This is a genomic window from Legionella lytica (genome assembly GCF_044626755.1).
Classification (GTDB): Bacteria; Pseudomonadota; Gammaproteobacteria; order Legionellales; family Legionellaceae; genus Legionella; species Legionella lytica_A.
Genome location: NZ_JBGORX010000001.1, coordinates 1,111,690 through 1,136,102, shown reverse-complemented (window position 1 = coordinate 1,136,102; position 24,413 = coordinate 1,111,690). Strand labels below are relative to the sequence as shown.

Below are 24,413 nucleotides of genomic sequence, written 5' to 3'. Positions count from 1 at the left end.
GCGCCTCTCCTAACCAATAAAAGTGTTGTACAAGGTAGAGCCACCAAAAATAATGCCTAACCCTACAAGAATCATGGAGAAGTATTCCTTGGGAAATTTTTGTCGATACAAACATAAGTACCCCGCGACTATGATGCACAGTATTCCGACAGAGCGAGCCAGCCCTCCTTGCAAATAACGGACAGTTCTATCGATAATGCTTTCAATACTCTTGGCATGGCTTGTTGCGGGAAGAAGCCCGCAAATCATCCCCCAATAGGCTAGTGATACTTTGTATTGCACTTTTTGGAGTGTGTTCATCGGGTACCCCTTGTTAAAGAAGCTAATTTTTCTTGTGCCAGATTTTGAGAAAAGACTTCTTCTCGAGCGATATCAATGTGTAGTGGGGCCTCGATGCCAATGCTAATGACATCATCTTCCACTTTGATTACTTTCATCTGAATACGGCCTTTATCCATAAAAATCTGCTGTCCTGCCTTTCTGGTTAATACCAACATGTTGCTCTCCTTTTTAGGCTAAAAGTTCCATACAGCGTTTGACGTTCGTGTTTACTACATCCTCTTGGGCTCGGGTATAAACTGGAACCACTATAAACTCCCTCCGCTTTTTAATTTGTTTGCAGTAACCAATCATTTGCGGTAATGATGGAGGCATTTCATAGTGATTCCTGCAACCAATAATGGCTTCATGTACGACCACATCAGTAAATCCGGTTAGGCCCTCAAGCCATTCTTTTTTAGCAAACTTCAAAAACTGCTCATCCTTAAATTGGCTTCGCCAAATATGCCCGTAGAAGGCCGCGAATTTTGAGAACAATAAGTCAATCCGCTTTTGTTCCTTACTGGTATCGCTGGAATGAGATGACATTATCTGCTCTTGGCTCTTCTTCATCACAGGGAGGGCAGAACAAGTCTGCTCCGGTGTTATTTGTCCTAATACTTTTTTCATGCTGTGCATGAGTGCTCTCCTGTAATGCGTCCATAAATAATTCATCCTCCCAGCAACGATTGGCTAACCAATTGGCTGGATACTTCCAAGGCGGCACCCATGTGCCCTGTGCTTTAAGCTGGTTTCTATGTTGAAGCTGCTGCTGTAGTGCCTCATGAGTTGTTGAAATAGTTCGGAGCAGGGATTTAGCTGTTCAAAGGCCGCTTGAGCATGGCTCTTAGATTTTTTCTCGGGATACAAAGACCAAAATTGTTCGAATTGCGCTAATAAATAAATATAATAATTATCTTTATTTAGAGGTATGGCTGCTTTTGATGGTTTTGCTATGTCGTCTTTTTCCGCCTCAACCCCAGAAAAGCCCGTGGCTAATTGGTCTGTAGCGGGTGGCTTTGTGGTGGCTTTCTGTGGCGGGTTTATGGCGGCTTTATTTTGGCCAGAATAACCTAAAGTAGCTAATTCACACTTTAAAATTAAGTGCATATCTTCTGAGCGGACAACAATCGCACCTGCACGTACCAAACCCGCAATGGCACGGCGAACCTGATCGCGAGAAAAGCTTTGGCTTTTTATACCGGGATGAGGCTCAATGTAGAGATGCTCAGAAATTGATTGATGACTAATACGTCTTTTAACACCTACTAGCCCTGTTTTAACGTCCATATATGGTCGTATCCCTCTAAAATAAGTAAGCTGCTGTATGTGCGGTAACCCACATAATGCGGCCAATTCATTTTGGTTAATTAAGAAATCCAACATGCCCGCACTTCTCCATATGCAAAGTCCAAACCACAATAAACTCTTTTTGAGTAAAAATACTCGAAACGAGTAACTTAAATTTAAAGTTAACACACATTGAGAATGAGTCAATATCTGTTATCATATTTTTTAAGAATATTTTTGTATGCCAACCGAATGAGTATTAAAGAGAAAATTGGATTAAGGATTAAACAAGAGCGCACGAGCAAAAAGCTCACCATGAAAGCGCTTGCTGAGCTAACAGATAACTTAAATATCTCTCGTATAAACAATTATGAGCGGGGAGAACGAACTCCTGGGCCAGAGGAAATTAAACAGCTAGCAAAGGCTTTAGAGGTTTCTCCTTCGTTTTTAATGTGTCTCTCTGATGACCGCCAAGGGAGTTTTAAAACTCCAGGTTTTGGTGGTTTGTTGCCTATCTTAGATCATAAAAGTGCTTGTGATCCTGTTTTAGCAATCCAAAGAATAAAAGATGAGTCTTATTCTGAAAAAATAGAGTTAATTCCAATTAGTTCTGCTGTTCAAGATCGCATAGGACAAAATGCTTTTGCGCTTGTAGTTAAAGATGAAAGTATGATTCCTGAGTTTAAATTTGATGATATTTTAATTGTTGATCCCAATACTCAGCCAAATCCCGGAGATTTTATCATTATCAGATTAGAAAATGAGTCCGAGGTCATTATTCGTAAGTTTAAACAGCTATCCGCATCCAAAGAGAAACCAGAGTTTGAGTTAATTGCAATCAATAGTGATTGGCCTGATGTTAAAATTTCAAAAGAATTTAATGAAATCTTTATTGGTGTAGTTATTTCATTATTTAGAACAATTAAACGCTAAATTCTTAGCTCAAAATTCATATAAGTCAGACATGAAAAGGGATTTTTTTAAATTGTTAGAAATGGTCTCTTGCCATTCTAATTTAGCTTAATGTGTAAAAAGCTGGATATGTTCTGACAATAATGAATTATTGATTACAATCTAATCTGACAGCTTTGCCACTATTGCTGACCAACATGAGTCACATTTATACCCGAAACGTTTAATTGCAAGTCTTGATAAGTTCAATTGCTTTGTTTAAGTCAGCTGAAGAAAAGTGTCTAAATTCGCTAGAGCCAGGAAAGCTATCTCCAAATGATAAAGGCTTACCAAGCTTAAGAATCCGGCTTTCAATTCTCTTAGCCATTATAGTACCTACATTTTCCAGCATAACTATCTTAGGTATGAATCCAGCCTCTTTGGCAACGTCATAAATTCTCTTATTACCCAGATTTTCACTGGTTATGCCTACTTTATAGATGTCACCTTCCGCATGCCACAGATAAACCACATCCCTAGTATTATATCTATCTAAATATTCTAAATGCTCTGTGATATCATCTAGTACTCCGATTCTTCTGGCTGCCACATACGCGTTGTTGTTATTTCTATAAAAGTCTGCTCTAGTTGAATATTTTAATGCTTCCTTAGCCAATAATTTCGGTGTCCAATTTACTCTTTCTGTGTATTTCATATGAGAACATACTTCATCTAAAATACCCCGCTTGTGTGCTATTCCATAGGCTGTAGTACTCATTTGGAATTCATTTCTGGTTTTATACTTTTTAGCCTCTTGAGCTATCTCTTCATTTGACCAATATTTGATTTTATATTCCATATGTTCGCATACTGTATCTAGAATATTCCTTCTTTGAGCTGCTGTATAAGCTAAAAGATTCGATTCTTTAAAATCACTTCGTGATTTAAACTTAGCTGCTTCTTCAAAAATCATTTCGTCAGTCCAATTAACATGTTGTACCTTCATGTGTGAACAAATATCATCTAAAAGGCCGCGTTTTGCAGCTATTTGATAAGCATTGCTATTAACGCTAAACTCGCCTCTTGAACGGTATTTCTTAGCTTCTGATAAGAGCATTTCATATGTCCAATCAGTCTTCATCTCGATCATGTGCATGCAAACATCATCTAAAATCCCTCTTTTCCATGCGGTTTTGTAAGCGCCAAGGTTATTAGCACGAAACTCTGATTTCGTTTTAAATTTAGAGGCTTCATCTCTTATTCTCTTATCTGTCCATTTTGGATGTAGGGTATCCATATGAATACAGATTTGTTCTATAAACCCTCGTTTATGGGCTGCTTGATATGCTCCGGTAGAACCGTTCTTAAAGTCGATTTTAGATTGATACTTTTTCGCCTCAGTCGCTAACATCTCATTAGACCAAGACACATGGGCTGCGGTCATATGAGAACATACTTTTTCTAAAATACCTCGATACTTGGCTGACGCATAAGCTGAGCTGCTTTTGGTACGAAACTCTTGTTTTGTCCGATATTTTCTAGCTTCCTCAATCAGTTTTTCATGTGTCCATTTCGTATTTGCCATAATTACTTCTTTTAAGAGTTGAAAATCACAATGTAACGGGATATAAGCATAAAATGTGTTACAAATTCAAGAGGGTATTTAAGTGGAAAAAACGTTACAGGAGTATTTTTGTATTAATACAGGTGAAGAACTCAAGTTATACAGCGTTAAAGAATCCTCCTTTTTAGTAGAGGCAGCAAATTTCCATATAGATAGGGGGAATGGGATAGATGCTCTCAATACCCTGCCTGAACTGGATGCTATTATTTATGAATGCATGGATGAGTATTTTAAAAATGGTCTTACTGATAATTTATTAAATAATCTAAATGAAATTCTTATTAATGTAAGAATTCAATGCCTTGTAGAAAATAGGGAAAATAAGCTCTCTGCCATTCACGTTGCTTATATACCCAAGAACCCATCGCCTGTTGTTTTTGGAGCTTACATGTTCTCTAATGTAACCTCACTGGGTGGTCTTGAAGGATTGAAAAGATGTTATAACAAAAGTTGTCTTAAGTTTTTCATAGGTCGTTCAAATGCTAAATGGTGTTCAAGCTCATGTGGTTCTAAGTGTAGAGTAAGTAAGATGCGAAAAAATAAGAAAGCTGCTTGTTCCGAGTTGTTTCTGTAAATTTTACGAGGAATTATTAAGCGTGTACTGGAACCGAGAAGGATACATTAGCTATTTAAATTTAAATATATTTTTGACAGTTAGATTTGGCTTACTTTAATTTAATTTTTAATGTTGAACGTTCAACGTTAAGTTGTATTATTATTTTGATACTCTACGATAAAGTTCTTCATGAAATTCGCAAGCAGAAATGATATCATGTTGTTTCAAAACTATTAACAGAGTTTTGTTTATGGTCTTCTCAGGAAAATCGTAACTTGTTGTAAGTGTCAGTTCTAAAGTATCTTTATCTCTATATCCACTAGAAATTGGTACCAATAAAATCTCTTGATCAGGTCCATCTTTTTCGTTTGGTTCACCTAAGCTTGCCACCCTGCCTACATAGCATTTCCTATCTCTCATTGTAATTAGAAGAAATTTTTCTTGAACAAACGACTCAAAAAGAATTTGATCTAGCGGACTATCACTTAGAAGTTTATACATTAGAAAAATTTTGGTTTTCTTACGTAACTTACATAAATCGATTGTTTTTCCAGATAGCACGTAGACTTTTCTCATAAACCATAATTCAGTCAATATCGCAAAAATAATTGCTAAAAATAATGACAAGATTGAGAGCAAGATTAATTCTTTTACCAAAATAACTTTGTTAGGTAATAAAGCGTCATTAATATCTATTCTTTTCAATATAGGATTGAAATCAATTAAACCAAAAATAATCAGTGCGAGTAAGAAAATAAAAAAACCAATTGCAGTGGTTTTTAAATACAACAATTGACCGTCAAATCTATGTAATCTGATGAAATGATAGGTACTAAATTCAATAACGATATACCCGCTTAAAATAATCGAGAGGGCAATAATCGCAAACATTATTGTTTACTTGCTTTATTAATCTCTTTAGATGTGCTTTTTAGAAGCTCTTGAAATTTAGGGCTGCTAACAATTTCTTGTGGGTCTAAGGTCAAAGTTCCTCGTCCAACTACATTCATACTGTCGGATTTAATTATGGCATCAAGTATTTGTTTATCTTTCTTTTTTTCTGAGAACATTGATGATCTCCAATATCATTATATCCAAATTATAGCGCATCTTCACAAATGTGCTACATGATATATTCCTTATACCAACCTTAATTGCCTATAAAAATATAAAGCCAATCCATCATTTTTGAAGACACGGTTTCGGATAAATATTCTTTGCCATTGAGAACTTGATTTAAACAGAAGGGCGTGACCTCTAGTAACTCGGAGAGTTCTTTTAGGTCATATTTACTATAGGTTAATAAAAATTCCAAAATGATTTTTTGGGCAGATTTTTTGCAGTTAAAACGAATATCAAACTTTGACTCCCAAACTTCTGCTAGACATCCCATGTCACAAAACTCCAAAGCTTATTCAATCCATAAAAATAAAGTGTTAGTTAAGCATAGTGAGTCAGAGAATAAAATTATGTTTTTTGCTTGGAAAATGATAGGGGTAAATTGTAATTTTGTTTTAATTCCAATCATCTTAAAAAAGCTATTTCTGTTGATGAAGTAACTCAGGAGATGTGGGATCATTTTTATTTGACTCTTCATTCATGAATAAACGTAATTTTCCTGCAATTAAATACAAGAATAGTGCGCCTGCTAATGCCCACATTGCTAACTCATTAAATACGTGATAATAATCTGAATTACTTAACAAAGGATCTGATGATTCAGATTGAATCATTGAGTTCGAAAAATAATGTGATAAGGATGCAGAGACACCAGAAACAAGCATCCAACTTCCCATTAGAAGCCCTTGTAAATGGCTTGGAGCTATACGCCCAATCATGGCATAGCCGACTGGCCCTATAAATAATTCTGCTATTGCTTGCGTTACAAAATGCAAAATAATCCAGTTAAAAGCGGTATAACCGGCTTCATTAGCAAAATCAATCCCACAGGATAAAGAAATGAATGACACTGTTAAGAGAAGAAATGCCCAAATAAACTGGGTAGAAACAGGAAACGTGTAACCTTTGTTCTGTAGTTTGCTAATTAAGAAAGCAAGCAGTGGGCTGCCAATAATAATAACGGCCGAGTTGATATTTAGAATCCATTGCGTAGGAATATCAAATCCTAAAAGTTGTTTATCAACATTATTCTTAATAAACAAAGTGACGCCCATGGGACCCGTATAATAAATCATCCAAAATACAATGGATGTAATTGTTAAAATTAAATAGGCAGTAAGTTTTTGCTTGTCTGCGAGTATTTTTTGAGTGTTTCTGACAAATAAAATAACGAAGAACATTAGTATACTAATCGCTATAACTAAGCCATTACTGAAGTCAGGTAACTTAAAGCAAATATTCAAAACAGGTATAAGAAGTACTACGAATAAAACTCCTCCGACACCTTTTATTTTTTGTTTCTGCGCAGGGGCTAAGGTTAGGGTGGTATTTATATCATTGATGTTTTTCCAGCAATAGATAACTAGTAATGAAGTAATTATATTAGTCGCTATACATGCATAAAAAATAACTTCATAGTGATTTGACGCGTCAAAAAAGCCACTGCAAATAAAACCAGCCCAAAAGCCTATGTTCATGGTTGAATAGCTTATGAAAAAAGCTTTGTCGCGTCTTGGATCGCAAGATGAAAAACGTTGGGTGAGAATGCTGTTATAACAAGTTGTATTTAATCCGCAGCCGATTAAAAACAAACTTAAGCCAAGGTAAAGTGAGGTGGACTCTGGAAATATTAAGCATAGTATTCCGAAGGTTTGCAAAATAGTAGTGAATAGAAAAAGTGACCGGTTACTTAACCAATTACCGCCTATTAGCCCGCCAAATAGATGCAAAACAAAATTAAATGCTAGAAATAAACCAACAATGCTGTTAGATAGGTGGTTTGATAAACCTAGCTGGTTAGTGATGTATAGAGACAATGAGGAATAAAGTACTGCAAATGAAAATGTGGAAAACATTTGTATTAAATAAAGAGACATTATCCCTTTTGGCATTCGTTGCTCTGTAGTATTCATTCTACCTCCTGTCCGTTAGCCGTGACTCTAACATTAGAATTAGTTAAGATTAAGTGTTTTTTAATTTTTGATGTAACAATGTTCACAAGTGGAATATGTTGCCGGGTGTTTATGGAATGAACAAGATAGAAAAAATTACATGGGATGAAATCAAACAGGTAGTATCGGCGGTGAATCCTTCACTATACGAAGTTATAGAAAAAATCTCACCGAGTAAGAATATTCCTTTTTTCCTAGCTCATTATTCGTTCGGCTCTCATTTTGGTATTAAAAATCATGCTTATTTACCTACATCCGAGGGAACTTTAGAAAAAATTGACAGTAAACATACCACTAATGAGCTATTCCAGCATTTAGGATATGGAAAAAATAGTCTGCCATTAGGTATGATTCTTAATAAATATTGTGAATGGCATCACTTTGGCGCTGATGATCATATTTTCCCTGACTGTGTTCAAGGGCCTGGAGCCATATTCAATATGCAGGTGATATTTGATGAGGATCAAACCGTTGATAATAATGTTTTGTCGGTTTCATCGGGTGCTTTATCATCATTCCTACTACCTAATATCGGCTGTACAAGAAGGCATTCTCGAATTCAAAAATATTTTAATGTAAATGTCCCCTGCTCCTAAATCGCCTTATGAACATCATTTAATTTTTAAAGAAATCTTGCAGGATAAAACAATTCGCTCTGATTGGAGTAGTCAAATTTTATATTTCTCTCAAGAGTTCATTAAGGAAGTTAAAACTAATGATAATTGGTTAAAATTAAAGCTTTATTTCTCTGAGGCCTTAAGAAAAAAATTAACTCAGAACGCATATGATGCATCGTGTAATGAGCTTTTTTTGAGAGCAAAAAAAATTAATAGATTCAGGCCTACACCGTTCGTTATAGATACAGCTAAATATATATATAACATTTGTATGGGTTCCGGTATTGGAGTAAAACCGGCAATAGATGATCAATATTTTCCTGTCACTACCATACAAAAAATATATGATGAATGTTACCAGTTAGAGCATACACCAACAGTAATGGTACCCGCCCCTTTGTTTGAAAAAGATGATAGTGTCTATTATCCCTTGCAGTGTCCATTTTCTAAAATTAATACATTTAAAACAAATCAGAGTAATAGCACAATAAATGAGTTAGAAACTTTAAGAAATGTTCTTCTAACCTATCAAGAAGAGTTTATCGATGCAGAGGGGGATGCCTATGAGAGCCCTCTGTATCATATGAGCAAACAAATAAAGTTTAACTTTTATCATTATAAAGCACCGGGTAGTGGTGTTATTAGTAATTCTGCTAGTTTACTCAATACTGATAAACGATTTTCTTTTATGTTTGATAATTCTAATAAGAGTTTTGCTACAGATGCCAAATTATTTAGGGGCTGTGTGAGCCTCAGTAGATAATTTAAAATTGTCTAAATCAATTTCTAAGAGATCAATGTATTTGGTGCTTAGTTTTGTGGTAGGAGAGGGGGGAATATAAAGTAAGGAGATGGGATTCATTTTTACGCTTTCTAAATCGGATAATTTGAGCCATTCAATTCTAGGCTTTTGAGTTGGGTAGAGGGCTGCTTCATATAAGCAAACTAATTGCTCTGTTGAGTAAAAATTACAAAGGTAATCTTTTAGCACATTAAGTTTTGTTGTTTTTTGTATGTTAAACATACCTAGATTTGCAATTTGCCATACGATTACATGGGATTGAATATCTAATTTACGCTCATAAATTAATAGTTCGGTCGCATCAATGCTAAAACATCCGTGCTCTCCGGGATCTATTTGTAAATCAGAAAATAAGCAATCCATTGAGGATATTGCGGGCAATATAATGGCATTGCCTTTTTCTGCTTGGATTATTTTGACAGCTTTTAAAGCCGATTCGGCAAAAACTGTGGGATGTCCATAAAAGACAACGCATAGATTAGTATATTGATAATAACTTCTTACTATTTCTGAGGTAATTTTAGTGTAAGAGTCTATGCGCTTGTTGGAATTAAAATAAATAGGCTCCAATGATTCAGCACTTTTTGATTCCCTTATAATCCATTGTTTTAAAAGTTCCTCATTTACTAAATAAAGTACTTTATCTGAGTTTTGAATGATTTTTTTAGTTTCTTCAGTCAAATGTGCAACAGACTTGATACCGGAACCAACAACAATCAATTTATGCATTTTGATTATTGAATGAGTGCAATTTTATTTGCATGGGGTTGTTCGGGTTGAGTAACTTCAGGAGTTATCTCGAGTGCCGTAGATTCATTTTCAATTAAAAATTCAATACCGATCAATGCTTCTAAGTCATCAAGTAAGTTCATCCCATCACCTCAATTTAATTGATTGGCGATCATTGTATAAACAAAAAGGATAAAGGTATAGCGAGATTTAAAGATCTTTAAAAACTTCAAAAAAGGAATTGCGTTAAAAAGCTCGTTATGTTTAAATAATTACTCGAAACGAGTAATTTATGAATCTTAGGATAGTAAAGAAAGAATTCATGAGTGGATAACTACTATGAATATTGATCAAACCTAAGATTTCTAAATACTCTTAAAGAAACAACCCGCCGATTTGTAGCAGAAGATACATTATCTGCTGTTAAAAATTGGGAGGTTGGCGTGTTGATAAATAACTCGTTATATAAGGATGTATGATGGATAAAAGAGTATTTAAAGAGGTTGAGGCCGCAAACTATATTTGTATGAGTCGTTCTTTTCTTTCTCAGGATAGAGTAAATGGTGCTTTAAAAAATAGAACCCCAGGACCTAAGTTTATAAAAATAGGGCGTTCTATTCGCTATTTAAAAGAGGATTTAGATATTTGGTTGGATCAGCAAAGAAAGCCGTAATCAATGCGGCTTTCTTTTAATTTCTAAATTCGTTTAAACTCTAATTAATTCAGATGCATCGAATAATCCAGATATCTTAAATAAGGCTATGGCCACTTTGTGCATCCCATAGATTTTTATAAAAACCATTCAGTGTGATTAGCTCACGGTGACTACCTTGCTCTATAATTTTCCCTTGATCCATAACTACAATTGTGTCCATTGATAGAAGGGTTGAAAGTCTATGAGCAATGACTATAACTGTTCTATTTTTCATTGCAGAATTCAGTGACTGTTTGATGAGTTCTTCTGTAATAGAGTCTAGCGAGCTGGTCGCTTCATCTAAGATTAAAATGGGTGCATTTTTTAAAATTGCCCTAGCAATCGCTATTCTCTGTCTTTGTCCACCAGATAATTTAACACCTTTTTCCCCAACCAAAGTTTCGTATCCTTGTGGCAGTTGGCTTATAAACTCATGAGCATGGGCTTGCTTGGCTGCTCTAATGATTTCGTCATGCTCAGCTTCTGGGCAACCATATTGAATATTTTCTAAGATAGATCGATGAAATAGAGAGGGATCTTGAGGTATGAAAGCAATATGTTCTCGTAGGCTTTGCCTATTAATATCTTTAATACTTTGATCATCAATTAAGATATCACCTTTATTGATATCATATAATTTAGTCATAAGTTGTACAATAGTGCTTTTGCCCGCGCCACTAAAGCCAACTAAACCAATTTTATTACCTCCTTTTATTGTTAGGCTAAAATCAGTAATAGTTTTTTTATTTTCAATATAATTAAAGTTTACACCCTTGAATTCTATTTTACCCTCTCGAATTCTTAGTTTACTATCCACCGCGCTTAGAGGTTGTAAGTGAGGAGTGAAAATGGTTTCAAGCGCGCTCTGGCAAACACCAGCTTGCTCTCCAACTACTAATAGACTTTCAGTTAAATACCAAATTTGATCAATAACCGTTATAGATAAAATAAATACAAAAGCAAAATCACCGGCTGTAATTTGGCCTTTTGCACCAAGATAAACCAATAGTAATATAGATGCGCCTTGTAAAACCCAGGCAAAGAAACCAAGCAATGAAGCATTGATCATATTTTTAACCTGCATTCTAGTTTCTTTTTCTAAAGCTAGTTCTGTGTTGTGGGCTAAATATTTTGCTTCATGATTTTCCTGTGCAAATAACAGCACATTTAAAATATTACTAAAACAATCAACGATGGCGCCAGAGTATTTATTTTTTGCCTCGGCGTATGCTTTTGCATAGGGTTTAATGCTGGATGCACAATAATATGACAGGTAGATGAAAACAGCTGATACAGCAAGAAAAATCGCACTAAAGTACCAACTAACTGTCCCTACTATAAAAATTGATAATAAGATGGTTAAAGCTTGTCTTATGATGTTAAACCATGAATTGACAACATTTTGAATATTATTTGTTAAGTCCGAAATTTTAGCGCTGATGTCACCACTCATTCTATCTTGAAAAAATACATAAGATTGGTTTCTTAAGTGTTCTGTGGCAATAGTTACAATATCAGCTTTTATTCTTGGTAAAGATTTGAGTATTAAATAATTATAAAAGCGCCACACAAGAGTGATAAAAAAACCGAGAAGAATTAACAATAAAGCTGGAGGTAAGCAATTCGATACAAAAGAGCTTGCTCCAGAGGCAGATACACAATCTAAAATAATCTTAAGTACATAAGGTTGAATAACACTATGTAAGGAAGAATAAATACCTACCATACTCATTGCTAGAAACCACCATCGATATGGTGTAGCGACCTTCAGAAAAAAATTAGAAAATTTAATGTTGTTTTCAATAGGGAACAAAGTAATTTTCATCTTAATTATTTAGTCTCTATAAACATGAATGATTCTTATAGTGTAATTTGGTATTTATGAATATTCATCAAATTATTATATTACACATTTAATTTGCACCCTGAATGCACCCTGAAAATTGATCGTGGATAGGTGGTTATTACTTAACTCATTGATTTCATTGGCGTCCCGGAGAGGATTCGAACCTCCGACCTGCCCCTTAGGAGGGGGCTGCGCTATCCAGCTGTGCCACCGGGACGTAATCGATAAGTCTACCTTTATCATGGCAAAATGACAACCTGTTGGTAAAATAATGGGCTGGGATTTTACAGTTGTGGTATACTGGAGCGACCCTGATTTAGAGCGTTTATTATGGGCAAGTCTGCTGATATTAGTTATCCGTTTCATTCTCCTTGGCACTTTCTCTGGCAAGTGATTAAGCCTTACCGTTGGTGGTATGTCTTGATGCTGCAGGCGCCTATTTTTACCGCTGTTTATATTTTTGCTAATAATTACTCCTTTAAATTATTGGTTGATGCCTTTTCGGGGGCGGATGTTTCTTCTTATTCTAATTTGATGCTTCCTATCGTTTTATTTGTGGTGGCTCAGGTTTCTTTGGATGTCTTTTGGCGTTTGAGTGATTTTGCAGAGTGGCGGGCTGAGCCTTATGCACGGCAGCGGTTGTTGTCTACGGCTTATGATTACGTGCAGCATCATTCTTATAATTATTTTCAAAATACCCCAACTGGTACGGTTATTAGTAAATTGAAAGGGATTTTGGATGGCTATGACAGTGTTTTTGCGAATATACATCATATTGTTGGTAAGCATTTCTGTGTAGTGGTTGTTTCTGTTTTTGTACTCATGATTGTTAATCTGAGCGTATTTTTCTTTATGCTGGCTTGGTGTGTTGCGGTTATGGCTTTAATGTTGCCTATGGCTCTAAAGTTGAACACGCTTTCTAATCGTGCGGCGGAAAGTAAGCATCAGGTGATGGGGACGTTTTCTGACAATATTACTAATATCTTTTCCTTATTTTATTTTGCGAAGCGACGTGCTGAGCATAAGCGAATTAACGGGATCATGGCGGATGATTTTGTGCCGCGGCAAATCGAGCTTTACCAGTATGACTTTAAGTTTAATATGGTGGGTTCGGTGCTGTATTGGTTTATGCTCATTTCCGTATTTTTCTTTATGATTTACCTGCGTAAACAGGGCAGTGTTTCAACCGGTGATTTTCTTTTTGTGATGTTGACTGCGTTGACCATTTCTTTTGATTTGTGGACTTTAATGAGTGGTCTTTGTACTTTCCTAAAAGAAATAGGAGATTTTAAGTCTTCATTTAGCATTTTACAGACTCCTCATGATGCAGTGGATGAGGCTCACGCGCGTGCTTTTCAAATTCAAAAGGGGGCGATTGAGTTTCAACAGGTATCATTTGCTTATGAGCATGCAGCACCAGTTTTTTCTAATTTGAATCTTTGTATTAAGCCAGGGGAAAAGATTGGCTTGGTTGGACATTCGGGTGCGGGTAAGTCTTCGTTAATTGCCTTACTGTTAAAGAATTTTAAAGTGTCCTCCGGGCACATTCTGATTGATGGCGAGCCTATTTTAAATATTACTTCGGATGCCCTGCGTCAGCAAATTTCGCTTATCCCTCAGGATATTATGCTGTTTCATCGTACGATTGGTGAAAATATTGGCTATGCGAAAGAAGAGGCGACTTTAGCGGAAATTAAACAGGCTGCGAAAATGGCGAATATTGATGCGTTTATCGAATCGTTACCCGAAAAATACGACACCCTGGTAGGGGAGCGCGGGGTTAAGCTTTCTGGCGGGCAGCGTCAACGAATAGCGATTGCGCGTGCTTTTTTAAAAAATGCCCCTATTGTGGTGCTGGATGAGGCTACTTCGAGTTTGGATAGTATTTCTGAGCAGGAAATACAACAATCCATTAATGCCATGCTGGAGCAAAATAATGCTACGGTGATTGCTATTGCGCATCGTCTTTCTACTATTCGTCATATGGACCGCATTATCGTTATGGAGGATGGGGCGATTATTGAAGAGGGTTCATTTGATGCTTTGATTCGTAATAAGCAAAGTTATTTTAAAAAATTATGGGATAGTCAGGTCAATGGGATGGTTTTGTAAGATGCACAAACTGGCTTTATTTTTTAGTGTATTGTTAGGTGTTACAACGCAAGGATGGGCAAATGATGATTGTTTTATCGCGAAAGAAAATGGGAAGGTAGTTCAGCAAGAGGGAGCTTGTTCTTTACGCCAAGCCCCTTGCTCAACCTTTAAAATTGCGATTAGTTTGATGGGATTTAACGAGGGTATTTTAATGGATGCCTTGCATCCTGAATGGCCTTTTAACGAGGGATATTCTGATTATTTAGAAGTTTGGAAGCAGCCGCATAATCCAACGACTTGGATGAAAAACAGTTGTGTTTGGTACAGCCAGCTGATTACGCAGAAGCTGGGTATGGAGCGATTTAAGCAGTATGTACAGGCTTTTCATTATGGGAATGAAGATGTATCCGGGGATAAAGGGGAGAATAATGGCTTAACTCGTGCTTGGTTATCCAGTTCCTTGCGTATTTCCCCGCAGCAGCAAATGGATTTTTTAACGCGTTTAGAGCAGGGCAAACTGCCTGTAAGTACCCATGCAATGACGATGACTAAGAAGATTTTATTTGCAGAAGAATTACCAGGAAATTGGAAATTATTTGGTAAGACTGGTGCGGGCTATTTCTTCAATGAAGATGGTTTAAAACTGTTAGATAAGCAAATTGGTTGGTTTGTGGGATGGGCTCAGAAAGAGCAGCGAACCATTTATTTTGTCCAATTCGTGGTGGAAAAGGATAATAAAGAGTTTACTACTGGTAAGCACGCTCGAGAGTTGGTGAAGCAAAAAATCACGCGATTGATGCGATTAGGATAATCCCAAGGCAATGAGGGATTTGTGAATGGGGCATGCAACGGATATGGTGCCCCATTCGGAAGCTTAGCGGTACTCTTCAGGCCCTAACCTTGAACGAAGGGTTAGAATCCATGGCCATGAGTTGTTCCATGATTATTATGTACTTCTACTCTTGCTCCACCACCATGGTGTGCTGGATGTCCGGTAGAGAAGTGACCATGCATATTGCTGCCCGGGTTGTGATGATGCACATTTCCACCTAAAGGTGGGAATCCGTTAAGTGGCCCATTGGGTACTTCCACATGCGTTCCATGATGATGTGAATGTCCATCATGATGATGCATTCGTCCACTAGGGTAGCCTGTATGATGTACATGGACATTTGAGCCGCCCCAGTATCCTCGGTTACCCCAGAAGCTAGGTCTGTTATCAACAACTCGTACCGTGGTATTATTATCTCCACAGCCGTTAAGTAATGCTAAGAGGAAAACAAATCCAATTGCACCTATAAAGAGCATCGGAAGTACGGGAGAAGAAGCTGCCATTAATGAAGATGCAAACATCATGTTGGTTGCGGCTAAACCTGCGGTTGTTGCTGCTGACGTGCCGTATGCGATTATTGCAAGCGCTGCAATGGCGGCGGCTGTTAATGCGGCTACAGTGATTCCTGCCATGCATTGGAGTAGGAAATAATTATTAGTTTCATTCTGTTGGCGTAACGGTTTTCCCATTTCTTCACCTCTTATGTAATTAATCCGTTTGGAAATGTAACAGTTGTGTAAGTAAAAGGGAAGTATAATTTGGTAGGTGTTTATGCAATAGTGTTAATTTCAGTGTTTAATGAGTAGTGATTTTGCTAATCTTGGGCATACAGCTTAGTACATAAATTTATGTGGGTTCCTGTAGTGCCCAAGCGAAGATTGGCTGAATCCCGCGGTCAAAACCGCAGGAATTCGGGCAGGGTAATTTTTCTTGGCTTGATGGCTATGAGCTTTGCCAGCCGGCCAGCGTGCTTGTTAATTACTCGTCATCATCCCAGCTTAAAGTGCCACCAGCTTGATATTCAATAACGCGAGTTTCAAAGAAGTTTTTCTCTTTCTTCAAGTCCAGCATTTCGCTCATCCATGGGAATGGATTTTCAGCACCAGGATATTGCTCTGGTAAACCAATTTGGCTTAAGCGACGGTTGGCAATGAAGTGCAGGTATTCTTCAAACATTTCTGCGTTCATGCCTAAGATACCATGAGGCATGGTGTCTTTCGCATATTGGTATTCTAACTCAACGCCTTGACGTATCAGTTGAATGATTTCTTCTTTGAACTCTGGAGTCCATAGGTGTGGACTTTCAATTTTAATTTGGTTAATCACATCGATACCAAAGTTCATGTGCATTGACTCATCACGTAAAATGTATTGGAACTGTTCTGAGGTTCCTACCATTTTGTTACGACGTCCCATAGAAAGGATTTGTGTAAAACCAACGTAGAAGAAAATTCCTTCGAAAATAACGTAGAAGGCAATTAAGTCTCTTAGTAAACGTTGGTCATTTTCAACGGTTCCAGTGTGGAAAGTTTCATCCCCTAAACTTTGAGTGAAGGGTAGAGCCCAAGAGGCTTTGGTCGCCACGGATGGAATTTCACGGTACATGTTGAAGACTTCCGCTTCATCAAGACCTAAGCTCTCAATAACGTATTGATAAGCATGAGTATGCAATGCTTCTTCAAATGCTTGGCGTAACAGATATTGGCGACACTCAGGATTAGTGATGTGTCGATATACTGCTAATACCAGGTTATTGGCAACTAATGAATCTGCAGTAGAGAAGAATCCTAGGTTACGCTTGATAATCAAACGCTCATCTTCTGTAAGACCATTAGGATCTTTCCACAGCGCTACGTCAGCGCTCATGTTGATTTCATTGGGCATCCAATGGTTTGCACAAGCAGCAAGGTACTTGTCCCAGGCCCATCTATATTTAAATGGGACCAGCTGATTTAAATCCGCACGACAATTGATAATTTGCTTGTCATCTACATGGATGCGAGCCGCACCCATTTCAAGAGATTCATAACCTGTTGCGCCTACAGGAGCTGTCTTTTGGGTATCTAAATTTGGCATTCATATTCTCCTAATTATTGGCAGGCTTCACAGTCTGGATCGAGTATGGAGCATACTTTTGGTGCTTCTTCACTGATAAGTTTAACCGCATTTAATGCGCCATCAGTGATGGTGGATTTTTCAGCATTCGTTGCTCCTAAACTACGTAAATAATAAGTAGTTTTTAATCCACGTATCCAAGCATGCATGTACAATTGATCCAGTTTTTTACCGGAAGGCTGAGCCATGTATATATTGAGTGATTGCGCTTGGTCGATCCATTTTTGGCGACGAGAAGCGGCATCAACTAACCACATTGGGTCAATTTCAAATGAAGTGGCATAACGTGTTTTCAACTCAGCTGGAATACGGCTGATTGGTTGTACGCTACCGTTGAAGTATTTCAGGTCGTTAACCATTACTTCATCCCAGAGATCAAGCGCTTTTAAGTCAGCAACCAGATATGGATTAATTACAGTAAACTCTCCAGAGAGGTTTGATTTCACATACAAGTTTTGATAGGTAGGCTCAATAGATTGCGCTACACCACAAATGTTAGAAATTGTAGCGGTAGGCGCGATTGCCATCACATTTGAGTTACGCATACCTTGAGTACGTACTTTAATGCGTAATGATTCCCAATCCAGTTGTTGTGAACGATCTTGCTCTAGGTATTTACTACGAGCTTGTTGTAATAAGTTAATGGAATCAATAGGTAGAATACCTTTGCTCCATAGCGAACCTTCATAGCTTGAATAGCTGCCACGTTCTTTCGCTAAGTCACACGAAGCTTCAATTGCATAATAGCTGATTAATTCCATAGAGGAGTCAGCAAACTCAACCGCTGCTTGTGATGCGTAATCAATTTTTAACTCATATAAGGCATCTTGGAAGCCCATTAAACCTAAACCAATTGGTCTGTGCTGTAAGTTTGAGTTACGTGCCTGTGGTACAGAGTAGTAGTTAATATCAATTACGTTATCTAACATACGAATTGCTGTGGTAATCGTACGTTTCAACTTGTCTTTATCCAGCTGACCATTCTTAATGTGTGCTGGTAAGTTAACGCTACCCAAGTTACATACTGCAATTTCTTCTTCAGAAGTGTTTAACGTAATTTCAGTACATAGGTTTGAACTATGAACCACCCCGGCATGTTGTTGTGGTGAACGTAAGTTACATGGATCTTTAAACGTCATCCATGGGTGGCCAGTTTCAAACAGCATGGAAAGCATTCTGCGCCATAATTTCACTGCTGGAAGTGTTTTGCAATTTTTGATGATGCCTTGACGTGCTTTGGCTTCGTACTCTTTATATAGAGTTTCAAACTCTTTACCGTAGCAATCGTGTAGCTCAGGTACTTCATCAGGAGAGAATAGAGTCCATTCGCCTTCTTCACGAACACGAATCATGAATAAATCTGGGATCCAAATTGCGGTATTCATATCATGAGTACGGCGGCGGTCATCCCCAGTATTTTTTCTTAGGTCGAGGAACTCTTCTACGTCTTTATGCCAGCATTCCAAGTAAGCACATACCGCACCTTTACGCTTACCGCCTTGGTTTACGGCAACGGCTGTAGCATCGGCAACGTTTAAGAACGGTACAACACCTTGGGATTTGCCATTGGTCCCCTTAATGTGTGAACCCATAGCACGTACTGGAGTCCAGTCGTTACCTAATCCACCTGCAAATTTTGAAAGGAGGGCGTTGTCTTTAATTGCACTGTAAATACCATCTAAATGATCCGGTACTGTAGTTAAGTAACAGCTGGATAATTGGGGGCGAACCGTACCTGAGTTAAACAGGGTTGGCGTAGACGACATGTAGTCAAAAGAGGAAATTAATGAGTAGAACTCAATTGCTTTCGCTTCTTTATTTTTCTCACGCATAGCAAGACCCATGGCAACGCGCATGAAGAATGCTTGAGGCAATTCATAACGTACGCCTTGGTCATGTAGGAAATAGCGGTCATATAATGTTTGGAGACTTAAGTAGGTAAATTGCATGTCGCGTTTTGGCAAGAAAGCCTTACCTAATTTATCTAAGTCGAAATCAGCCATTTTGGCATCGAGTAAGCCTTGGTTGATACCATGACTGATGTAGGCCTTGAAGTAGGCTGGATAAAGATCGGCCATTTCATCAAAGGTCGCATTGGCTTTAATGTTTAATTTGCCAAGAGCTTCCATACGTAGCGTGTCTAATAGCAAACGAGCGCTTACATAGGTGTAGTTGGGTTCTTTTTCAATTAGAGCACGAGCGGCCATAATTAAGGCTTTGTGCACGTCTTCGAACTTAGCTTGATTATAAAGATTGCGCATTGCATCTTTGATTACTGGTTCTGCAGTAACATTGGCGAGATCGCGGCAGGATTCCGTAACAATAGTAGTCACACGTTCCATGTCTAATGGTCTTAACTCACCATCAGGCATAGTAATTAACAGTGTTTTATTGTCGCTTGCTTGTTGTTTTATTTCTGCTTGGCGCGCAACACGGTGTTCTTCGCGATAAAGTACATAAGCACGAGCAACTTTGTAATGACCGCTACGCATTAGCGCTAACTCAACTTGATCCTGAATATCTTCAATGTGAATTGCACCACCAGTGGGTAAGCGGCGTTTAAATGCTTGAGAGATTTGACGAGTTAATTCTTCGATCTGTTCATGAATACGGTCTGAAGTAGGAGCTGTACCACCTTCATTGGCAATAAATGCCTTGGTAATTGCAACCTTAATTTTAGAGTCATCGTAATTCACGACTTTGCCGTTACGTTTAATAGTTTTCAGTACACCTGGAGTATTAGCTGTCAATTCCAGTTGACTCGTTAGCGGCACATCATTTACCGGATCAAGAATTGCGGACATTTTTTCTCCACCTCGTTTGGTTGTTATCAGTTGTCGAGCGAATTTTATTCACTATTAATTAGATTATAGCAGAAAACCCAATATGTAGATGTTTTTCACGCCTTAGATACAAGATAATGTGTTTTTGTGTAGGGGTCAATAGAATAAATTGGGAGTATATTGTGGATAACTTGTGTGTTTTTATTTTTTTTTATTAAAGCAACAATTTATCCCCGAATTACTATTCATTGATATTTTTTGGGCTCATTCCATCACCGACCTGCAGTCAAGCCGTGGGACTTCAAGGGGCGATTTTTTCGATTGAGCTCAAACCCGGGGCGGCGATTCTATGCTTTTTTTACGATAATTGCATCACTAACATTCGAAAAACTATGAACGTTGAGTTGAAATGAGCCAATGTGAGCATAAAGCTGGCTTGAACTGCCTCCATCAAGGTTGATGGCATCAACACAAGATAAAGGTGGTGCTTTTAGCAAATGAGCTAATTTTTTGGTGGACATGGTGGCATTGGTTGAAACGAGAATAATAACTTTTCCTTTGGCAGTAATACCTAAAGCCGAGCGATCCGCTTCTCCTGCTTTGAGTGAGGGGATTCTGCCTTTAATAAGTAATCGAGGTCCACTTTGCATGGCAAAGCTAATGTCATTATCTTGATTAAAACGATTAAGGCTAGAGATATGGGCTTTGTTATGTTTAATGTAGAACACCCCCCACCAGCTGATGCGTTTTAAAGGATTTTCTTGCTGATAATTATTAATTCTCAAGCCTAGAGGGTTGAATTGATGATCAAAAAAACCGCCATTAATACTAAGCAGGGCTTGGCTGTGTTCAGCAAATTGATCGGCTGATGCATTTTTTAGCGCCAAAGATTTAGCGCTGACGATTGCCAGTTTATTTTTATTAAGGTCAATGCGAAATGCATAAATATGAGACCAGGGCGCGAGCAAGCCCCCGGCAAGGTCTTGATATTCAATACCAGGGCTTAATTCGCGCCAATTTCCTGCTGCATATGCGGAAACTGGAGTCAACAGACTGACCAGAAAAAACAGCATAAAAAACAAAAATGATTTGTTTTTAGCATAATTATTGGTTTGCGAAGACATGTTATTGTATCCTTATTTGCATTATTCAACACCATGGAATTTTTTATGCAAATTAGAACGCAACATAGCAATACTGAAGTACATAAGTCAACAATAGAATTAACTCAATTGATGAATGACGTGCTGGATCTTGCTAAAAAAGAGGGCGCAACGGATGCGGCGGTAGTCGTGAATAACGATCGTGGTTTTTCGGTCGATGTGCGCATGGGGGCCGTGGAAACGGTTGCGTTTAGCGAGGATAAAGGTGTTGGTTTAACTGTTTATATTGGTAAGCGTAAAGGCGGGGCAAGCAGTACTGATATTTCACCGGCTGCATTAGAAGCTATGGTGAGGGCGGCTTGTGATATTGCCCGGGTTAGCGCTGAAGATCCTTGCTTTGGCTTGGCGGATAAAGAGTTAATGACTACCGAATATCCCGATTTAGATTTATATCATCCTTGGGATGTTAATCCTGAGCAAGCCATTGAATTAGCGATGAAATGTGAGTCGCATGCTTTATCTTTAGATAAACGCATTACTAACTCTGATGGAGTGAATGTTTCCAGTTATCAATCGCATCATGGTTTTGCAAATACGAATGGTGGTTCTGGTTTTATTCACACTACGCGCCATAGTTTAAGTTGCTCACTGATTGCTGCTGAAGGTGATGAGATGCAACGAGATTATGACTATACTACGGTGCGTAATGCTAAAGATCTTATAGACCCCCATCATATTGCAAAAAATGCGGTAGAACGTGCGCTAAGTCGTTTAGGAGCAAAGCAGGTAGAAACGCAAACGGTGCCGGTTATTTTTTCTTCGCGCGTTTCTAGCGGTCTATTTAGTAGTTTGATTAATGCGATTAGTGGTTCTAATTTGTATCGCAAAAATACGTTCTTATTGGATTCAATTGACCAGCAAATTTTCCCTGAATTTATTAATGTTTATGAACAACCCCATCTGCCCGGAGCATTGGGTAGTTCACCTTTTGATGCAGAAGGAGTTCCGACTCGCGCCAACCATATTATTGAAAAGGGGCGGGTGAAGCAGTATGTGTTGGGAAGTTATTCTGCACGTCGTTTAGGGTTAAAAACTACTGCAAACAGTGATGGCGTTCATAATTTAACTATTGACCCTACCATGGGTGATCTTTCTGACTTATTGAAAAAAATGGGAACTGGCTTATTGGTTACTGAGTTAATGGGCCAAGGAGTGAATGGCGTTACGGGGGACTATTCGCGTGGTGCCAGTGGTTATTGGGTAGAGAATGGCGAAATTCAATTCCCTGTGGATGAAGTTACTATTGCAGGTAATTTGAAGGAAATGTTTCAGTCTATTTTGGCGGTGGGTAATGATATTAACCCCAATATCGCTACACGTTGTGGTTCCATATTAATTGGTAAGATGATGCTTGCTGGGAAATAAGGTATTGCCGTTAGGGTGAATGAAGCGAAGCTCCCCAGGTACGTATTCCTGGGTTGCTTCGTCACGACGTTCCTTGCCATAACGGAATTCACATTTTTAATTTTGATGTAGTCATTGCGAACGAAGTGTAGCAACCCTGGGTTCTGTGCTTCGTAGTTTGGGGCTATACGATTACATTCTTTGCTGCTATTTAGAGCGCTATTCTTTAAATAAAAACCACTATATCACTACGACCAAACCATTAGTGGGTTTAAATACTTGCTTTGTTGGTTCAATATTCTACTATTTTAATATAGGGATATAAATGGAGTCGGTATGCGCAATCTAATTCTCGCAATGTTATTAATGGTCAATGTTGCGTATGCAGACGAGATTGTTGGTTTTACAGCTTTTGAAAATGGAGACTACACTACAGCGTACCCCCATTTGATGAAAGCAGCACGGGAAGGTAATGCCGAAGCAATGTATCTGGTAGGGCGTATGTTCCAATACGGGCAGGGTATAAATAAAAACCCCGCTGAAGCATTAACCTGGTATCAAAAATCAGCAGAGAAAAATTATGCCTTAGCCCAATTAAGTTTGGGATTTTTGTATGATTTGGGTGAAGGGGTAAAACAGAATTTTGACGAGGCATTCAAATGGTATATGAAAGCCGCGCAGCAAGGTAATTCTGTGGCACAGCGTAACGTAGGATTAATGTACTCTACGGGAGATGGTGTTAAACAGAATCCCAAAACCGCATTGCAATGGTTTAAAAAATCTGCCCAGCAAGGCTATGTCAAAGCTCAAGTCAATCTTGCCTATGCCTATATTATGGGTATTGGCACTGAGAAAAATGTGAATCAGGCGCTTTATTGGTATCACAAAGCTGGAGAGCAGGGCGATGCACGAGCAGAGTATAGTTTAGGTTTGCTTTATACCGGACAACAAGCCGGCGTTGCCGCGGATGACAGCTCTGCTTTTTATTGGTTCTCTCAAGCGGCGAACCAAAATCATCCTAAAGCAGCAGATTATTTGGCTCATTACTATTTAAATGGACTCGGTGTTGAAGCAGACTCACAAAAGGCTGCTTATTGGTATCAAGTTGCAGCCCAGGCAGGAGAGGCTGATGCTCAAGCTCAATTAGGGCAATTATTACTGACTGGGACTGGAGCGGATAAAGATTACGAACAGGCTGCTTATTGGTTTACTAAGGCTGCGGCTCAGGGCAATCCCATGGGGCAGGCTAAATTAGGTTACCTATATTTGGCAGGTCTTGGAGTAGAAAAAAACTGGGTTACCGCTTATGCCTGGTATAAGTTGGCAGCTGATGGTAAATATCCCCCTGCACTTAAAGAACTTAAGGGGCTGAAGGGTAAATTATCTGAGCAGGAATTGAAGGAAGCAGATCAGTTAGTTAAGAAGTTAGCTCCTCCACCTCCAACGGATGAGGATGAGAAGAAGTAGGGTAATTGTTCACGTGCATACTTCAGGGACTCTATTAATGTTGAAAGATCCTGGATCCTGAGGTCAAGCTGTGGGAATTTGGTTAGAGTTAGCAAGTGTCTTGAATTTCATTCAAGACACGACCATGTTATTTTAGCCTATAAGTCGCTAATCCATGATCGTTGATCATGGGGCAGG

At 38.3% G+C, this 24,413-nt stretch carries 22 protein-coding genes, 1 tRNA gene and 2 pseudogenes; 8 read left to right on the top strand and 17 right to left on the bottom strand.

Annotation, left to right across the window (positions count from 1 at the left end):
* Window positions 1-9: 9 nt before the first annotated feature.
* From ACD661_RS04705 to ACD661_RS04690, 4 genes and pseudogenes are all read right to left on the bottom strand, one after another.
* Window positions 10-300: a TrbC/VirB2 family protein gene (locus tag ACD661_RS04705; protein WP_400186694.1), complete on the bottom strand. Its 291-nt coding sequence runs from the start codon at window positions 298-300 to the stop codon at window positions 10-12.
* The gene (locus tag ACD661_RS04700) at window positions 297-497 is read right to left on the bottom strand and encodes a carbon storage regulator (RefSeq protein WP_400186693.1); all 201 of its coding nucleotides are present in this window, start codon (window positions 495-497) and stop codon (window positions 297-299) included. The genes ACD661_RS04705 and ACD661_RS04700 overlap by 4 nt, the downstream gene beginning before the upstream one ends.
* Before the next feature lie 13 nt (window positions 498-510).
* On the bottom strand, window positions 511-957 hold the full coding sequence (locus ACD661_RS04695) for a Vir protein (protein WP_400186692.1): 447 nt from the start codon (window positions 955-957) through the stop codon (window positions 511-513).
* A pseudogene (locus ACD661_RS04690) lies at window positions 839-1,704 on the bottom strand (hypothetical protein). The gene ACD661_RS04695 and the pseudogene ACD661_RS04690 overlap by 119 nt, the downstream one beginning before the upstream one ends.
* Window positions 1,705-1,860: 156 nt before the next feature.
* Here ACD661_RS04690 and ACD661_RS04685 point away from each other — a divergent pair.
* The gene (locus ACD661_RS04685) at window positions 1,861-2,541 is read left to right on the top strand and encodes a helix-turn-helix domain-containing protein (RefSeq protein WP_400186691.1); all 681 of its coding nucleotides are present in this window, start codon (window positions 1,861-1,863) and stop codon (window positions 2,539-2,541) included.
* A gap of 202 nt (window positions 2,542-2,743) precedes the next feature.
* Here ACD661_RS04685 and ACD661_RS04680 read toward each other — a convergent pair whose 3' ends face one another.
* On the bottom strand, window positions 2,744-4,084 hold the full coding sequence (locus ACD661_RS04680) for a hypothetical protein (RefSeq protein ID WP_400186690.1): 1,341 nt from the start codon (window positions 4,082-4,084) through the stop codon (window positions 2,744-2,746).
* 82 nt (window positions 4,085-4,166) lie between these two features.
* Between ACD661_RS04680 and ACD661_RS04675 the strand changes: the two genes are divergently transcribed.
* Entirely contained in the window at window positions 4,167-4,697 is a 531-nt protein-coding gene (locus ACD661_RS04675) for a CGNR zinc finger domain-containing protein (RefSeq protein WP_400186689.1), read from the top strand.
* A gap of 141 nt (window positions 4,698-4,838) precedes the next feature.
* Here ACD661_RS04675 and ACD661_RS04670 read toward each other — a convergent pair whose 3' ends face one another.
* The 4 genes from ACD661_RS04670 to ACD661_RS04655 form a co-directional block, all read right to left on the bottom strand.
* The gene (locus tag ACD661_RS04670) at window positions 4,839-5,570 is read right to left on the bottom strand and encodes a hypothetical protein (protein WP_400186688.1); all 732 of its coding nucleotides are present in this window, start codon (window positions 5,568-5,570) and stop codon (window positions 4,839-4,841) included.
* A complete protein-coding gene (locus ACD661_RS04665) occupies window positions 5,570-5,749 on the bottom strand; it encodes a hypothetical protein (protein ID WP_400186687.1) in 180 nt (59 codons plus the stop codon). Before ACD661_RS04665 ends, ACD661_RS04670 begins: the two co-directional genes overlap by 1 nt.
* An 80-nt stretch (window positions 5,750-5,829) precedes the next feature.
* Window positions 5,830-6,072, bottom strand: coding sequence for a hypothetical protein (locus ACD661_RS04660; protein ID WP_400186686.1), 243 nt, complete (start codon window positions 6,070-6,072; stop codon window positions 5,830-5,832).
* 145 nt (window positions 6,073-6,217) lie between these two features.
* Window positions 6,218-7,711: a peptide MFS transporter gene (locus ACD661_RS04655; protein WP_400186685.1), complete on the bottom strand. Its 1,494-nt coding sequence runs from the start codon at window positions 7,709-7,711 to the stop codon at window positions 6,218-6,220.
* A 116-nt stretch (window positions 7,712-7,827) separates the two neighbouring features.
* Here ACD661_RS04655 and ACD661_RS04650 point away from each other — a divergent pair.
* Window positions 7,828-9,130: pseudogene (locus ACD661_RS04650) on the top strand (hypothetical protein).
* Here the strand turns inward: ACD661_RS04650 and ACD661_RS04645 are convergent.
* Together ACD661_RS04645 and ACD661_RS04640 are read right to left on the bottom strand one after the other, a co-directional pair.
* The gene (locus ACD661_RS04645; RefSeq protein ID WP_400186684.1) at window positions 9,098-9,898 is read right to left on the bottom strand and encodes an SAM-dependent methyltransferase; all 801 of its coding nucleotides are present in this window, start codon (window positions 9,896-9,898) and stop codon (window positions 9,098-9,100) included. The pseudogene ACD661_RS04650 and the gene ACD661_RS04645 sit on opposite strands and share 33 nt — an antisense overlap.
* Window positions 9,899-9,903: 5 nt before the next feature.
* Window positions 9,904-10,041: a hypothetical protein gene (locus ACD661_RS04640; RefSeq protein WP_400186683.1), complete on the bottom strand. Its 138-nt coding sequence runs from the start codon at window positions 10,039-10,041 to the stop codon at window positions 9,904-9,906.
* 332 nt (window positions 10,042-10,373) lie between these two features.
* Between ACD661_RS04640 and ACD661_RS04635 the strand changes: the two genes are divergently transcribed.
* A complete protein-coding gene (locus tag ACD661_RS04635) occupies window positions 10,374-10,571 on the top strand; it encodes a DNA-binding protein (protein ID WP_400186682.1) in 198 nt (65 codons plus the stop codon).
* Between the two features lie 76 nt (window positions 10,572-10,647).
* Here the strand turns inward: ACD661_RS04635 and ACD661_RS04630 are convergent, their stop codons facing one another.
* Together ACD661_RS04630 and ACD661_RS04625 are read right to left on the bottom strand one after the other, a co-directional pair.
* Complete coding sequence (locus ACD661_RS04630) at window positions 10,648-12,324, bottom strand: ABC transporter ATP-binding protein (RefSeq protein WP_400186681.1); 1,677 nt, start codon at window positions 12,322-12,324, stop codon at window positions 10,648-10,650.
* 254 nt (window positions 12,325-12,578) lie between these two features.
* Window positions 12,579-12,655, bottom strand: a tRNA-Arg gene (locus ACD661_RS04625).
* 113 nt (window positions 12,656-12,768) lie between these two features.
* On the opposite strand from ACD661_RS04625, the gene ACD661_RS04620 reads away from it, so the two are divergent.
* Both ACD661_RS04620 and blaOXA read left to right on the top strand, forming a co-directional pair.
* Window positions 12,769-14,550, top strand: a complete 1,782-nt coding sequence (locus tag ACD661_RS04620; RefSeq protein WP_400186680.1) for an ABC transporter ATP-binding protein — start codon at window positions 12,769-12,771, stop codon at window positions 14,548-14,550.
* A 1-nt stretch (window position 14,551) separates the two neighbouring features.
* Entirely contained in the window at window positions 14,552-15,343 is a 792-nt protein-coding gene (gene blaOXA, locus ACD661_RS04615) for a class D beta-lactamase (RefSeq protein ID WP_400186679.1), read from the top strand.
* Window positions 15,344-15,444: 101 nt separating this feature from the next.
* Here blaOXA and ACD661_RS04610 read toward each other — a convergent pair whose 3' ends face one another.
* The 4 genes from ACD661_RS04610 to ACD661_RS04595 form a co-directional block, all read right to left on the bottom strand.
* Window positions 15,445-16,053, bottom strand: a complete 609-nt coding sequence (locus ACD661_RS04610; protein ID WP_400186678.1) for a hypothetical protein — start codon at window positions 16,051-16,053, stop codon at window positions 15,445-15,447.
* Window positions 16,054-16,342: 289 nt separating this feature from the next.
* The gene (locus ACD661_RS04605) at window positions 16,343-17,440 is read right to left on the bottom strand and encodes a ribonucleotide-diphosphate reductase subunit beta (RefSeq protein WP_400186677.1); all 1,098 of its coding nucleotides are present in this window, start codon (window positions 17,438-17,440) and stop codon (window positions 16,343-16,345) included.
* A 14-nt stretch (window positions 17,441-17,454) separates the two neighbouring features.
* Window positions 17,455-20,283, bottom strand: a complete 2,829-nt coding sequence (locus ACD661_RS04600) for a ribonucleoside-diphosphate reductase subunit alpha (RefSeq protein ID WP_400186675.1) — start codon at window positions 20,281-20,283, stop codon at window positions 17,455-17,457.
* A 326-nt stretch (window positions 20,284-20,609) separates the two neighbouring features.
* Complete coding sequence (locus ACD661_RS04595) at window positions 20,610-21,386, bottom strand: phosphodiester glycosidase family protein (protein ID WP_400186673.1); 777 nt, start codon at window positions 21,384-21,386, stop codon at window positions 20,610-20,612.
* A 45-nt stretch (window positions 21,387-21,431) separates the two neighbouring features.
* On the opposite strand from ACD661_RS04595, the gene pmbA reads away from it, so the two are divergent.
* Both pmbA and ACD661_RS04585 read left to right on the top strand, forming a co-directional pair.
* The gene (gene pmbA, locus ACD661_RS04590; protein WP_400186671.1) at window positions 21,432-22,790 is read left to right on the top strand and encodes a metalloprotease PmbA; all 1,359 of its coding nucleotides are present in this window, start codon (window positions 21,432-21,434) and stop codon (window positions 22,788-22,790) included.
* Window positions 22,791-23,105: 315 nt separating this feature from the next.
* On the top strand, window positions 23,106-24,236 hold the full coding sequence (locus ACD661_RS04585) for a tetratricopeptide repeat protein (RefSeq protein WP_400186669.1): 1,131 nt from the start codon (window positions 23,106-23,108) through the stop codon (window positions 24,234-24,236).
* Window positions 24,237-24,413: the final 177 nt, after the last annotated feature.